Here is a 13415-nt window from a genome sequence, read left to right as displayed (position 1 = left end):
TCAAGACCTGCATTAGTCTCTATATTAGGTAGCAACTTTTATCGATCAAAGATCGAATTCGGTGCCATATCTCACTACACCGCGCTGCACGCTTGTGGTAGATTGTTTTTATAGGTCGAAAACATCAACCCTTTGATACGATATCTTTGAATTGCCATGAGTAAAAATTTTGAATGGGTCACTCCGGACTCTGATCTTCTGGAGCGAGAAAGTACGAAAGTTCAGCCACCTAAGCTGTACAATGTTGTACTAAATAATGATGACTATACACCTATGGATTTCGTCATAGAGGTACTTGAGCGATTCTTTTCACATGACATTGATAAAGCGACTCAGATCATGCTCAAGATTCACTATGAAGGAAAGGCAATCTGTGGCACATACAGTGCAGAAATTGCCGAAACAAAAGTAGCGCAAGTTACGATGTACGCAAGGGAAAATGAACATCCGCTACTTTGCACTATGGAGCAAGCGTAAACAAAGAAGACTTGCTCGAACAACCCAAGTTGTTTTTTCGGGAGGTACTTATGCTAAATAAAGAACTAGAGTCAAGCCTTAACGGTGCATTTGCTCGGGCGCGAGATAAACGCCACGAGTTTATGACTGTCGAACACCTCCTACTTGCATTATTGGAAAATGATGCAGCTAAGGAAGCCCTTTTAGCTTGTAAAGCGGATCTTGACGCTTTACGTAACGAACTCGATATATTCATCGATCAAACTACGCCTCTTATCCCAGACAGTGATGAGACGCGTGAAACCCAGCCGACTTTGAGTTTTCAACGTGTGCTACAACGCGCCGTCTTTCATGTACAGTCGTCTGGCCGCAACGAAGTAACAGGTGCAAACGTGCTTGTGGCGATCTTCAGTGAGCAAGAGTCGCATGCCGCCTACCTACTGAAGAAAAACGACATCTCCCGATTAGATATTGTTAACTTTATCTCCCATGGTATTACTAAAGCGTCAGGTGCAAGCGAAGACCCATCATCAGATTCGTTCAGTTCAGAGAGTGTCGAAGAGCCGAATTCTGAAGAACGTTTGGAAAGCTTTGCGACTAACCTTAATCAGGTCGCTAAAGATGGCAATATCGATCCACTGATTGGTCGCGATAAAGAGCTAGAGCGCACTATTCAAGTACTTTGCCGCCGCCGCAAGAATAACCCATTACTAGTGGGTGAAGCCGGGGTAGGTAAAACAGCCATCGCAGAAGGTCTTGCTTGGCGAATTGTAGAAGGGCAGGTCCCGGAAGTTATTCAAAACAGCGTGATTTACTCATTGGATATTGGTTCTCTATTGGCTGGTACTAAGTACCGTGGTGATTTTGAAAAACGCTTCAAGGCGATTTTGAAACAGCTTGAAAAAGAAGAAGATGCAATTTTGTTCATCGATGAGATACACACAATCATCGGTGCGGGTGCGGCTTCTGGTGGTCAAGTTGATGCCGCAAACCTTATCAAACCTCTACTAAGTAGCGGTAAGTTGCGTTGTATCGGCTCGACTACATACCAAGAATACAGCAACATTTTCGAGAAAGAGCGTGCGTTGTCCCGTCGTTTCCAAAAGATAGACGTTGTAGAGCCTTCTCTGGATGACACAACTAAAATCTTGATGGGCTTGAAGCCGAAGTACGAAGCACACCATGAAGTACGTTACACCAATAAAGCACTGCGTGCCGCGGTAGAACTTTCGGCGAAATACATCAATGAACGTCATTTACCAGATAAAGCCATTGATGTCATTGATGAAGCTGGCGCTCGCAGTCGTCTTGCTCCTGCAAGCCGCCGTAAGAAAACGGTTGGTGTTGCCGATATCGAAGCGATGGTTGCCAAGATGGCACGAATCCCAGAGAAGTCGGTTTCTTCTTCAGATAAAGACATCTTGAAGAACCTAGATAGCAAGATGAAGATGTTGGTATTTGGTCAAGATAATGCGATTGATGCATTATCCGAAGCGATCAAGCTGACACGTGCAGGTTTGGGCGTGGATAACAAACCAGTTGGTTCATTCTTGTTTGCTGGCCCTACTGGGGTGGGTAAAACAGAGGTGACGGTGCAGCTATCTAAGCTTCTAGGGATCGAGCTACTTCGTTTTGATATGTCGGAATATGGTGAGCGTCACTCCGTGAGTCGCTTAATTGGTGCACCTCCTGGTTATGTCGGTTACGACCAAGGTGGCTTGCTGACAGACGCTGTTATCAAGCACCCACATTCAGTCGTATTACTCGATGAGATTGAGAAAGCGCATCCAGATATCTTTAATTTGCTATTGCAAGTGATGGATAATGGTACGCTAACGGACAACAACGGTCGTAAAGCAGACTTCCGTAATGTCATCCTCGTTATGACAACCAACGCGGGTGTGGCTGAAACTGAGAAGAAATCAATTGGTTTGATTCAGCAAGACAACAGTCACGATGCGATGGCGGAAATTAAGAAGGTATTCACTCCTGAGTTCCGTAACCGTCTTGATAACATCATCTGGTTTAACAGCCTTGATGAAAGCGTTATCCATCAAGTTGTTGATAAGTTTATTGTTGAACTGCAGGTGCAACTTGATGCTCGTGGCGTATCAATGGAGGTATCGCAAGATGCACGCCATTGGTTAGCGAATAAAGGTTATGATAAGGCGATGGGTGCTCGCCCAATGGGACGCGTTATCCAAGAGCAACTTAAGAAACCTTTGGCTAATGAATTGTTGTTTGGCTCTCTAGTCGACGGCGGCACTGTGAAAGTAACACTAGTGAATGACACACTTAAATTTGAATATTTGAGTGAGAAAGAGGCAGCGATGCATTAATTGCTCCGTAGGGAAGTAAAAGCGCACGATTTTATCGTGCGCTTTTTGTTTGTCTGAACCTACTCGGAAATAAAAATCATGCAATAAAAAACGGAGCAAACTGCTCCGTTTTTTATTGCATCCGAAAATCAGAGATTAACGAGCGCGGAAGACGATGCGGCCTTTTGACAGGTCGTATGGAGTCATCTCTACAGTTACTTTGTCACCCGTTAGGATACGGATGTAGTTCTTACGCATCTTGCCAGAGATGTGAGCAGTCACAACGTGACCGTTTTCAAGTTCAACACGGAACATAGTGTTTGGTAGAGTGTCAAGGACCGTGCCTTGCATCTCGATTACGTCTTCTTTAGCCATTTAATCCTCTTTAGAAATTAGGCAATATTAGCGGGCTATATTCTGCCGCTAAATAGTAATTATGTAAAGTTGAGGCGTATTCTACCCTCGCCAACGCTGATTTACTAGCCTTTGGTGGCGTTGAAAGCGTGTTTTATAGTTCATTGCTGGACACTCATCAATCTGATAACCCAAATAAAGCCACTGTTGTTTGTTTTCTTGGCAGTATTTTATTTGATAGAGCACTGCCAAAGTGCCAAGAGATAACGGGTAGTCAGGGTCAAAAAAAGTATAAAACGCACTCGAACATTGAGTCATTACGTCTGTTACTGCAATGGCAAGTAATTGATTTGACTCATCGTAAATATGTAAAAACAAAGTAGTCAGCCAGCTGGTTTGGGCAAACCGAGAAAATTCATCACGCTTTGGTGGGTACATAGTGCCGTTTTTGTGTCGTTTGGCAATGTAACGACTGTAAAGCGCAAACCATTCCTCATCCATTTCGGGTTTCATTTCCCAACGTAAAGGCTGTGCTTTACTGAGCAGCCTCTTCTGGCTTTTTGATAGCGTCACATCCGGAATCGAGACTCGAATTGGCTGGCAAGCATTACAATGCTCACAGTGCGGTTTATATATGGTATCTCCGCTACGACGAAAGCCGTTGGCCATCAGCAGTTGATAGTTTTCTTCAGTATGCAGCCCTGCATCAAGTGCCACCGCCACACGCTCTTGCCGTTCAGGCAAGTAACTGCAAGGGTGATTATTCGTTAATCCAATTCGAATATGTTGTATATCCGTACTCATACTGAATCCTGCAAAACTTGGGGCTTATAGGTATCAAATAGTGTTTGTTTTTCTCTTAAAGATAGTAGTTTTTGCATAAACTCGTTACGCTCTAGTTCAAATGCGCCAAGTGATGCCAAGTGCGAGTTCATAACCTGACAATCGATTAATTGACCTTGCTTTGACGCCAAATGGTTGCATAAGTACCACAATGCAATTTTAGATGCGTTATCTTTTAGGCTAAACATCGACTCTCCGCAAAAAAGTTGACCAACGCAGATGCCATATAGTCCCCCAATGAGCTCGTTGTCATGCCATACTTCTACAGAGTGACAGTGACCAAGTTTAGCTAACTCAATGTAAGACGCTTGCATTTCCTCGTTGAGCCAAGTTTCCTCTGCAGGACGTGTTGATGAACATAGTCTAATCACTTCTTCTGTCGCGAAATTGAGCGTTACTTTATAGTTATGTTTACGCTGAAATTTTTTGAGACTTTTAGACGGTTTAAACGCTAAGGGATCAAAAACAGCGCGTGGGGAAGGGCTCCACCATAGAATAGGTTCTCCAGGACCATACCAAGGGAAAATGCCTTGATAGTAACCATTGAGGATTCTCATGGGATCTAAGTCACCGCCAAAAGCAAGCAAACCATTGGGATCGCTGAGTGCTTTATACGGTGAGGGAAAGTTGAACGTATCATCGAGTTCAGTTAAATAAATAGCCATAAGAAGTCGTTACCAACATTAGAGTCAGAGGAGTTTATGATGACCTGGTCAAGAAATATTGTGAAAGTATGGCTTTGGATCATACTGTTTTTCCCACTTGCCGCCAACGCAGCATATGAAAGAAATGTTGCCAAGCCGGTAAATGAAGTGGTGTATGGGAAGATTGACTCTGTCCGTTATATTACTCAGCAAGAGGTCGTTCAATCGAAAAATAATGGTTGGAAAACGCTACTTGGTGCCACAATAGGCGGTTTAGTCGGCAATCAATTTGGTGGTGGTACTGGACGAGAAGTTGCGACGGCAGTGGGTGCACTTGCAGGTGCAGCGGTTGCACAAAATCAAAGTAATTACCAATACACGGTTGAATATAAGTTAGTTGAGCTACTCATCAAAGTGAAGGGCGACAAGCTGATTAATGTTATCCAAGATGTTGATAAAAATATGCTATTTAGTCGAGGGGATGAAGTTCGTATCTTATATTTTGATGATGGAGTCAGGGTTGATATCGCTTATTAATCCTACGTTATTTTAACCTAAGGTAGCCTAACCAGGCATGCACAGTAGGGCTGGCTTATCGTCAAATAAAGTCGAAATAGCTTGCTGTTTCGTCGCGCCTCTTTCGCTCTTATTTACATCGCTGGCAATGCCTTTAATTCTGCATCTTTAGGCTACTTGAGTATATTCATAAATTAGCGCCGATTTGCTCTGGTTTTGTCGTGTTTTTTTGGGTAGTCTGAATTCACGAAGAATTGTTTAGCCCTCATAAAAATCGTATGTTGAGGGCACAAAGGATTATCAACTTTTAATGGAAAGCCTAACGTTACAACCTATCAATAAAATTCAAGGGGAAGTGAATCTTCCTGGCTCTAAAAGCGTTTCTAATCGAGCTCTTTTACTTGCTGCTCTTGCTAAAGGCAAAACTCGCCTTACTAATCTCCTCGACAGTGATGATATCCGTCATATGCTGAATGCGCTGACTAAACTCGGCGTTCAATACCAACTTTCCGAAGATAAAACAGAATGTCTCGTTGAAGGCCTTGGGCGTCCGTTTTCTGTCTCAGAACCGGTAGAGTTATTTCTCGGTAATGCTGGCACTGCGATGCGACCGTTAGCTGCGGCTCTTTGTCTTGGAGAAGGGGAGTATGTACTGACGGGCGAACCTCGTATGAAAGAGCGTCCAATTGGTCACCTTGTCACGGCACTGAAAGATGCTGGTGCGAACGTTGAGTACATGGAAAACGAGAACTTTCCGCCTCTCAAAATAGTCGGTACTGGCCTAAAAGCAGGTACAGTTTCTATCGATGGATCCATTTCAAGTCAGTTCTTGACCGCTTTCTTAATGTCTGCGCCATTGGCTGAAGGTGAAATTCGCATCAACATCGAAGGCGAGTTGGTTTCTAAGCCTTATATCGATATCACCCTGCATATCATGAAGCAGTTTGGGGTCGATGTGATCAACAACGACTATCAAGAGTTTGTGATTCCTGCCGGTCAGCAATACATCGCTCCAGGTGATTTCTTGGTTGAAGGTGACGCGTCTTCTGCTTCTTACTTCTTGGCGGCGGCAGCCATCAAAGGCGGAGAAGTTAAAGTCACGGGTATCGGTAAAAACAGCATTCAAGGTGATATTCAATTTGCTGATGCGCTTGAAAAAATGGGTGCAGAAATTGAATGGGGTGATGACTACGTAATTTCACGTGTTGGTCAATTGAAAGGCATCGATATGGATTACAACCATATCCCTGATGCTGCAATGACCATCGCGACAACAGCGCTATTTGCCGAAGGCACTACTGCTATTCGTAACGTTTATAACTGGCGTGTAAAAGAAACAGACCGTTTGTCAGCTATGGCGACGGAATTACGTAAAGTGGGTGCGGAAGTGGAAGAAGGGGAAGACTACATCATTGTCAAACCTGTCTCTCAGTTAAAGCATGCTGCGATTGATACTTACGATGATCATCGAATGGCGATGTGTTTTTCGCTGGTGGCACTTAGTGATACGCCTGTGACGATTAACGATCCAAAGTGTACGTCGAAAACGTTCCCTGACTACTTCGACAAACTTAAGGCTTTAAGCTGCTAAATATTCTGACCTGAAACAGGAAAGCCAGAGTGAATAACACTCTGGCTTTTTTGTTTTCCGCTACTATTTAACCAGCGTAAATTCCTTGGAAAGGTGATGCGCTAAGTATTTGAACATATTGAATACTGCAGTCGTATTTGAAGTTGGTAAACCTTTGTCATCAAGGAAGTATTCACCTTTAAAAACTAAAACACCTTCTTTTTCTTCTACGCTTGTTGCTCGCATCCCTTCGATGTAATCATCGTGTTCTTGGATGATTTGGTTAGCGATCAAAAGAAGGTCGAACTCTTCGATAAACGTTCTATCAGACATACTTTTTCTACCATTCATTTCAGTTGAGAACGCTGAGTATACCTACAACTAAAATGGGTTTGCATGATTAATTCAGTCAATCGTTCACTTAGCCTAAACAGATCAATTTTTAGAGTGTAAGTATGATTAGTTGGAGGATATGGAAGAGCCACTGAACGAAACTATTTTGTGATGGGTAACAAAATTTATTGCATTGGATTAGCGGATGCTAAGTTTGCCTGTTTAGATATGCCGCTCAATACCTTTCAGAACCCTGTCTCTTTGAAGTATAAAGACGATGAATTGTCAACCAATCGGATCTGAATTTCAAAAAAGCAGTTGATCTTCTTTTCATCTCGCACAATAGTAAAAAAAGAAGCAATGAAATAGAACATTATGCGGGTGGCCTTTAAACAAGGTTTCTACCCGCATTATTATGAAGGACGTTAGAGTCAGTTATGGGTAAATCACTCGTTATAGTGGAGTCACCAGCCAAGGCAAAGACGATAAATAAGTACCTTGGTAAAGACTTTATTGTTAAGTCTAGTGTTGGTCATGTGCGTGATCTGCCTACGGCCGGTCAAAGCACTGGTGAGAAAAAAGCCGCAGCCATCTCAACAAAAGGGATGAGTCCGGAAGAGAAAGCGCGCGTTAAAAAAGAGAAAGACCGCAAAGCGTTGATCAAAAAAATGGGGATTAACCCATATCATGACTGGGAAGCGAATTACCAAATCCTTCCAGGCAAAGAAAAAGTTGTCAACGAACTACAAAAACTCGCCAAAGACGCAGATTGCGTTTATCTCGCAACCGACTTGGACCGCGAAGGGGAAGCAATCGCATGGCACCTTCGTGAGATCATCGGTGGCGATGAAGAGCGATACAAACGTGTAGTTTTTAACGAAATTACGAAAAACGCGATCCAACAAGCTTTCCAGACACCTGGTGAGCTGAACATGGATGGTGTTAATGCCCAACAAGCGCGTCGCTTCATGGACCGTGTCGTTGGTTTTATGGTTTCACCTTTACTTTGGAAGAAAGTGGCTCGTGGTTTATCTGCTGGTCGCGTGCAGTCTGTTGCGGTGAAACTATTAGTTGAGCGTGAGCGTGAGATTAACGCGTTTGTACCAGAAGAATTCTGGGATATTCATGCGAATACGAAAACGAAAGACAAAGCGGACTTTAAACTACTTGTTGCTCAGAAAGATGGTTCTGCGTTTAAGCCAGTTAATGAGGCAGAAACCAAAGCAGCGATGTCTGTACTTGAGAATGCAAGTTATGAAGTATGTAAGCGTGAAGATCGCCCTACAAAGAGCAAGCCTTCAGCACCTTACATCACCTCTACGCTTCAACAGGCAGCAAGTACACGTCTGGGCTACGGCGTGAAAAAGACCATGATGCTAGCTCAGCGCCTCTATGAGGCCGGTTACATCACTTATATGCGTACGGACTCGACTAACCTAAGTGCCGAGGCTGTGGACGCTGTACGTGACTTTATTGGTTCTGAGTTTGGTGATAAGTACTTACCAGCGAAACCATTGACGTACGGTAGCAAAGAAGGGGCACAGGAAGCGCACGAAGCGATCCGTCCTTCAAATGTGGGTGTTAAAGCGGAAGACCTGCAAGGTGTCGATGCTGATGCGCACAAACTTTACGCTTTGATTTGGAATCAGTTTGTCGCGTGTCAAATGACGCCAGCAGAATACGATTCAACAACCATCAGCGTAAAAGCAGCAGAGTACACGCTTAAAGCGAAAGGCCGTATCCTTAAATTTGACGGTTGGACTCGTGTACAACGTCCAATGGGCAAAAACGAGGATACAATCCTTCCTGCGGTACAACTTGGCGATAAGCTAAGCTTAGAGTCACTTGACCCTAAACAGCACTTTACAAAGCCACCTGCGCGCTACACTGAAGCAGCACTGGTTAAAGAGCTGGAAAAACGAGGTATTGGTCGTCCTTCGACTTATGCATCGATCATTTCTACGATTCAAGATCGTGGTTACGTAAAAGTTGATCAGCGTCGTTTCTACGCCGAAAAAATGGGCGAAATTGTTACCGACCGCCTTGATGACAGCTTTAACGATTTAATGAACTACGACTTCACCGCCCGCATGGAACAGAAACTGGACCAAATCGCTGAAGGTGAAGTGAACTGGAAAGCAGTGCTAGATAACTTCTTTGCTGATTTCACTGGCGATCTTGAAAAAGCGGAATTGGATGAGTCAGAAGGCGGTATGAAGCTAAACCATATCGTCATGACGGATATCGAATGTCCGACGTGTGGGCGCCCAATGGGTATCCGCACCGCTTCGACAGGTGTGTTCTTAGGCTGTTCAGGTTACGCGTTACCACCTAAAGAGCGTTGTAAGACAACCATCAACTTGGGTGATGAAGAAGGCATTATTAACGTTTTAGAAGAAGACGTTGAAACGGCCGCGCTTCGTGCTAAAAAGCGTTGTCCGATCTGTGAAACGGCGATGGATGCATACCTGATTGATGACAAGCGTAAGATGCATGTTTGTGGTAATAACCCGAACTGTGAAGGCTACCTTGTTGAATACGGTGAGTTCAAAGTCAAAGGCTATGATGGTCCAGTTGTTGAATGTGACAAATGTGGCTCTGATATGGTGCTTAAGAACGGTCGCTTTGGTAAATACATGGACTGTACGAGTGAAACGTGTAAGAACACTCGTAAGATTCTGAAGAATGGCGAAGTCGCGCCACCGAAAGAAGATCCTGTTCATTTCCCCGAGTTGCCTTGTGAAAACTCAGATGCGTATTTCGTACTTCGTGATGGTGCTTCAGGTCTATTTATGGCGGCAAGCAACTTCCCGAAATCTCGTGAGACACGAGCTCCTTTGGTTGCGGAACTGGCACGTTTTGAAGAGCGTTTGCCTGAGAAGTTCAAATACCTAGCGACAGCGCCGCAAGAAGATCCTGATGGTCGTCCTGCAGTCGTACGCTTTAGTCGCAAAACAAAAGAGAACTACGTTCGTTCGGAAGAGAACGGCAAACCATCTGGTTGGACAGCGCTCTTTGTTGAAGGTAAGTGGGAAGTCACAGATAAGCGTAAAAAAGCGAAAGCATAAAAATTCACCATTAAAGTAATGTAAAAAGGCAGCGATATCGCTGCCTTTTTTGCGTAGGGGCCGACAGTTTTCTCCTGCGCATTCTTCCTTTAATCGACCTTTCCTCACTTTAACAAGCACCATTGTCGCTAGAAAACACCAGAGTCACGATTTATTGGTAGCGAACGTATTTTTTATGTAAAAAACATTCGTCGTAACTTTCATTTTGCGTTCATATATTTGTTATATATTAAGCTCAAAAAGTCGATGGTGTAGTGAATCCGTTCGTAAATTGTTTTCATAATGTAATCGTTTGCTTTTGCATGTGTGATCTAGATATCGTCTTGAGTAAGCAAGAACTGTATGGAACACAGAATGGCGTATTAAAAATTGTAATTTAGAACCTGCTTAGATAATTTATTACAAAAATTAGTGCAACTGTGTGCATTTTGCGTCGAAAAATAAGAAAAGAGTGGACGTTGCATACTGGAAGTGCCGTAGCTTTTTTATCGTGTTGTAAGAGTTCAAAGAAACTCCTGATACGGTTACTAAATGTATTCGCTTGACTCCCCGAGTATGACTCATTCAAGCGAGTACCAAATCCAAGCTATAACGATATGGAGAACAACAAATGGCTGGTGTTTTGGGAATGATTCTTGCTGGCGGTGAAGGCTCTCGTTTGAGACCTTTAACAGAATCTCGTAGTAAACCTTCGGTACCGTTTGGTGGTAGCTATCGATTGATCGATTTTGCTCTAAACAATTTTGTAAATGCGGATTTAATGCGCATTTACGTCCTCACCCAATTTAAATCTCAATCTTTGTTCCATCATTTAAAAAAGGGCTGGAACATTAATGGCATCACTGACCGCTTTATCGATCCTATTCCTGCTCAAATGCGCACTGGTAAGCGTTGGTACGAAGGAACGGCAGACGCGATCTATCAAAATCTCCGTTTTATGGAATTAGAGGAACCAGAGCAAGTTTGTATTTTTGGCTCTGACCATATCTATAAGATGGATATCAAACAAATGCTGAACTTCCATTCAGAAAAGCAGGCTTCTCTGACGGTATCTGCATTGCGTATGCCACTAAAAGAGGCGTCGCAATTTGGGGTTATCGAAGTGGACAGTGAAGGTCGCATGATAGGCTTTGAAGAGAAACCAGCAAACCCGAAGTCAATTCCTGGCGATCCTGATTACGCTTTAGTTTCAATGGGTAACTACGTTTTTGAAGCTCAGGTGTTATTCTCTGAGTTGGTTGAAGATGCGGATAATGAAGCTTCATCACATGATTTTGGGAAGGATATTATTCCTAAGATGTTCCCTCGAGGTGACGTGTTCGTGTATGACTTCAGTACTAACAAAATCAGCGGTGAAAGAGAAGAGGTGTACTGGCGTGACGTGGGAACCATTGATGCGTACTGGGAAGCGCACATGGATCTGCTAGAAAAAGACGCACCGTTTTCACTATATAACCGTAAATGGCCGCTGCATACTTATTATCCTCCATTGCCGCCAGCGACATTTACAGACTCTGATAATGGCCGTGTTCAGATAATCGACAGTTTGGTATGTAATGGCAGTTACGTCAGAGGCTCAAGAATAGAAAAGTCGGTGCTTGGGTTCCGCAGTAATATTGCATCTGCTTGCGATATCAGCGAATGTATCCTTCTTGGTGACGTGAAAATTGGCGAAGGCTGTGTTTTACGTCGTGTGATTGTCGATAAGGATGCCGATATTGCTCCTGGTACTCAGATTGGTGTGAATCTTCAAGAAGATAAAAAACACTTCCACGTGTCTGAGGAGGGCATTGTTGTTATTCCGAAAGGAGCTCGAGTTGGCTACTAACAACTTATCTATTCTGTTTGTAGCTTCTGAGGTTGAAGGCCTCATTAAAAGTGGTGGCTTGGCAGATGTTGCCAAGGCACTACCGGAAGCCCTTCAAAACCTACAGCAAGACGTAAGAATTACCATCCCTGCGTACAGCAGTATTGATAAACTCGCAGACGCAGAAGTTGTATTAGAAACAGAATTAACATCATGGCCGCATTCGGAGTATCGAGTTTTGCGGCTCATGTTAGGTCAAAATCCTGTTTACCTGATTGATTGTCCGCCGTATTTCAATCGACCATCGATGTATGCGGAGAACAACCAAGCGTATACCGATAACGGTGAGCGCTTTGCGTTTTTTAGTGCGGCATGTTTAGACATGTTGCCGAAGCTTGCTTTTCAGCCGGATATCATACACGCGAACGATTGGCACACTGGTCTTGTTCCATTTTTGCTCAAGCACAGGTATAGCAATGAGCCGTTTTTTGCTCATACTAAAAGCGTCATTTCAATTCACAATGCGGTCTTTAAAGGCGTATTTAGTTATGAAGACGTACAGTGCTTGCCAGAGTTTCATTGTCGAAACGTTCCCGATGCTGCGGTGAGTGCAACGCATATTACGATGCTCAAAGCTGGTGTAATGAATGCAGATAAGATAAACGCGGTCAGCCCTACTTACGCAGAGGAACTCAAAACAGAGCTTGGCAGTCATGGAATGGCTTGGGAGTTTCAGCAACGCGCGCAGGACTTAGTTGGTATTTTGAACGGTTGTGATTACAGTGCTTGGAACCCGGAAACGGATACTTACTTGCCAGTTAATTACTGCGCTGACCAACAAAGTATGACGCAAGGCAAGAAAGCGTGTAAACAAGCATTACAACTGCGGCTAAATTTGCCTGAAAAAGATGTAGCCATGTTCGGTATGGTTTGTCGGTTGACCCAGCAAAAAGGTGTGCATTACTTGTTGCCTGCTTTGGCCGATTTTTTGAAGCACGATGTTCAACTAGTTGTCGTTGGGACCGGAGACCCTGTACTAGCCGCTCAGCTAGAAGAGGTTGCTGCACAGTTTTCTAGTAAATTTGTCTTCGTAGAAGCTTATGATAATGAACTTGCGCATATCGTTGAAGCGGGTTCTGATTTCTTTCTGATGCCTTCTGAGTTTGAACCATGTGGTTTAAACCAAATCTATAGTATGGCTTATGGGACATTACCGATAGTACGTGGTGTCGGTGGTTTAAAAGACAGCGTCAACGATTATGATGAGAACCCTTCTGAAGCGACGGGGTTTGTCTTTTTTGAACCGACACCGCAGGCATTGTTGTTAACGATGCTAAGGGCACTGTTGCTCTATGCTCAAAACGAACCTGAAGTGAATAAAGTACAGTTGCACGCGATGCAACAAGATTTTTGTTGGCAAAAGGCCGCAGAAGCTTATTTGCAACTTTACAATTCGGCGTTAAATTGACTTAAAATTGTAACGAAAGGCACCGAATGAGGTGCCTT

General features: G+C 43.7%; 11 protein-coding genes. 7 read left to right on the top strand and 4 right to left on the bottom strand.

Annotation, left to right across the window (positions count from 1 at the left end):
- The first annotated feature begins 156 nt into the window (after positions 1-156).
- Both clpS and clpA read left to right on the top strand, forming a co-directional pair.
- A complete protein-coding gene (gene clpS / locus MSG33_RS11780; RefSeq protein WP_031780157.1) occupies positions 157-477 on the top strand; it encodes an ATP-dependent Clp protease adapter ClpS in 321 nt (106 codons plus the stop codon).
- A 50-nt stretch (positions 478-527) separates the two neighbouring features.
- The gene (clpA, locus tag MSG33_RS11775; protein WP_005390700.1) at positions 528-2795 is read left to right on the top strand and encodes an ATP-dependent Clp protease ATP-binding subunit ClpA; all 2268 of its coding nucleotides are present in this window, start codon (positions 528-530) and stop codon (positions 2793-2795) included.
- Between the two features lie 135 nt (positions 2796-2930).
- On the opposite strand, the gene infA is transcribed toward clpA, so the two are convergent.
- The 3 genes from infA to aat all read right to left on the bottom strand — a co-directional run bounded on the left by infA (position 2931) and on the right by aat (position 4636).
- Complete coding sequence (gene infA / locus MSG33_RS11770) at positions 2931-3149, bottom strand: translation initiation factor IF-1 (RefSeq protein ID WP_001040192.1); 219 nt, start codon at positions 3147-3149, stop codon at positions 2931-2933.
- A gap of 81 nt (positions 3150-3230) precedes the next feature.
- Positions 3231-3932, bottom strand: coding sequence for an arginyltransferase (locus MSG33_RS11765; protein WP_005390702.1), 702 nt, complete (start codon positions 3930-3932; stop codon positions 3231-3233).
- Positions 3929-4636, bottom strand: a complete 708-nt coding sequence (aat, locus tag MSG33_RS11760) for a leucyl/phenylalanyl-tRNA--protein transferase (RefSeq protein ID WP_048626183.1) — start codon at positions 4634-4636, stop codon at positions 3929-3931. The genes MSG33_RS11765 and aat overlap by 4 nt, the downstream gene beginning before the upstream one ends.
- 39 nt (positions 4637-4675) lie before the next feature.
- Between aat and MSG33_RS11755 the strand changes: the two genes are divergently transcribed.
- Together MSG33_RS11755 and aroA are read left to right on the top strand one after the other, a co-directional pair.
- Complete coding sequence (locus MSG33_RS11755) at positions 4676-5152, top strand: glycine zipper 2TM domain-containing protein (RefSeq protein WP_005390705.1); 477 nt, start codon at positions 4676-4678, stop codon at positions 5150-5152.
- A 289-nt stretch (positions 5153-5441) separates the two neighbouring features.
- Positions 5442-6722, top strand: coding sequence for a 3-phosphoshikimate 1-carboxyvinyltransferase (aroA, locus tag MSG33_RS11750; RefSeq protein ID WP_248381150.1), 1281 nt, complete (start codon positions 5442-5444; stop codon positions 6720-6722).
- A gap of 63 nt (positions 6723-6785) precedes the next feature.
- Here aroA and MSG33_RS11745 read toward each other — a convergent pair whose 3' ends face one another.
- Positions 6786-7034 carry a YciN family protein gene (locus MSG33_RS11745; RefSeq protein ID WP_005387884.1) on the bottom strand — a complete coding sequence of 83 codons (249 nt, stop codon included), beginning with the start codon at positions 7032-7034 and terminating at the stop codon, positions 6786-6788.
- 437 nt (positions 7035-7471) lie between these two features.
- Between MSG33_RS11745 and topA the strand changes: the two genes are divergently transcribed.
- From topA to glgA, 3 genes are all read left to right on the top strand, one after another.
- A complete protein-coding gene (topA, locus tag MSG33_RS11740; RefSeq protein WP_047008550.1) occupies positions 7472-10102 on the top strand; it encodes a type I DNA topoisomerase in 2631 nt (876 codons plus the stop codon).
- 610 nt (positions 10103-10712) lie between these two features.
- Positions 10713-11930, top strand: coding sequence for a glucose-1-phosphate adenylyltransferase (gene glgC, locus MSG33_RS11735; protein ID WP_005390714.1), 1218 nt, complete (start codon positions 10713-10715; stop codon positions 11928-11930).
- Complete coding sequence (glgA, locus tag MSG33_RS11730) at positions 11920-13377, top strand: glycogen synthase GlgA (protein WP_248381148.1); 1458 nt, start codon at positions 11920-11922, stop codon at positions 13375-13377. The genes glgC and glgA overlap by 11 nt, the downstream gene beginning before the upstream one ends.
- Positions 13378-13415 lie beyond the last annotated feature (38 nt).

This window comes from Vibrio sp. 1CM7H (genome assembly GCF_023161645.1).
Lineage (GTDB): Bacteria > Pseudomonadota > Gammaproteobacteria > Enterobacterales > Vibrionaceae > Vibrio > Vibrio diabolicus.
Note: the sequence above shows the minus strand (reverse complement) of the source record. Positions and strands in the feature narration are given on the sequence as shown.

Coding starts and splice junctions, on each gene's coding strand:
- infA (WP_001040192.1), bottom strand. CDS start 3,149: ATGGCTAAAGAAGACGTAATCGAGATGCAAGGCACGGTCCTTGACACT.
- MSG33_RS11755 (WP_005390705.1), top strand. CDS start 4,676: ATGACCTGGTCAAGAAATATTGTGAAAGTATGGCTTTGGATCATACTG.
- topA (WP_047008550.1), top strand. CDS start 7,472: ATGGGTAAATCACTCGTTATAGTGGAGTCACCAGCCAAGGCAAAGACG.
- clpA (WP_005390700.1), top strand. CDS start 528: ATGCTAAATAAAGAACTAGAGTCAAGCCTTAACGGTGCATTTGCTCGG.
- MSG33_RS11745 (WP_005387884.1), bottom strand. CDS start 7,034: ATGTCTGATAGAACGTTTATCGAAGAGTTCGACCTTCTTTTGATCGCT.
- glgC (WP_005390714.1), top strand. CDS start 10,713: ATGGCTGGTGTTTTGGGAATGATTCTTGCTGGCGGTGAAGGCTCTCGT.
- clpS (WP_031780157.1), top strand. CDS start 157: ATGAGTAAAAATTTTGAATGGGTCACTCCGGACTCTGATCTTCTGGAG.
- aroA (WP_248381150.1), top strand. CDS start 5,442: ATGGAAAGCCTAACGTTACAACCTATCAATAAAATTCAAGGGGAAGTG.
- aat (WP_048626183.1), bottom strand. CDS start 4,636: ATGGCTATTTATTTAACTGAACTCGATGATACGTTCAACTTTCCCTCA.
- MSG33_RS11765 (WP_005390702.1), bottom strand. CDS start 3,932: ATGAGTACGGATATACAACATATTCGAATTGGATTAACGAATAATCAC.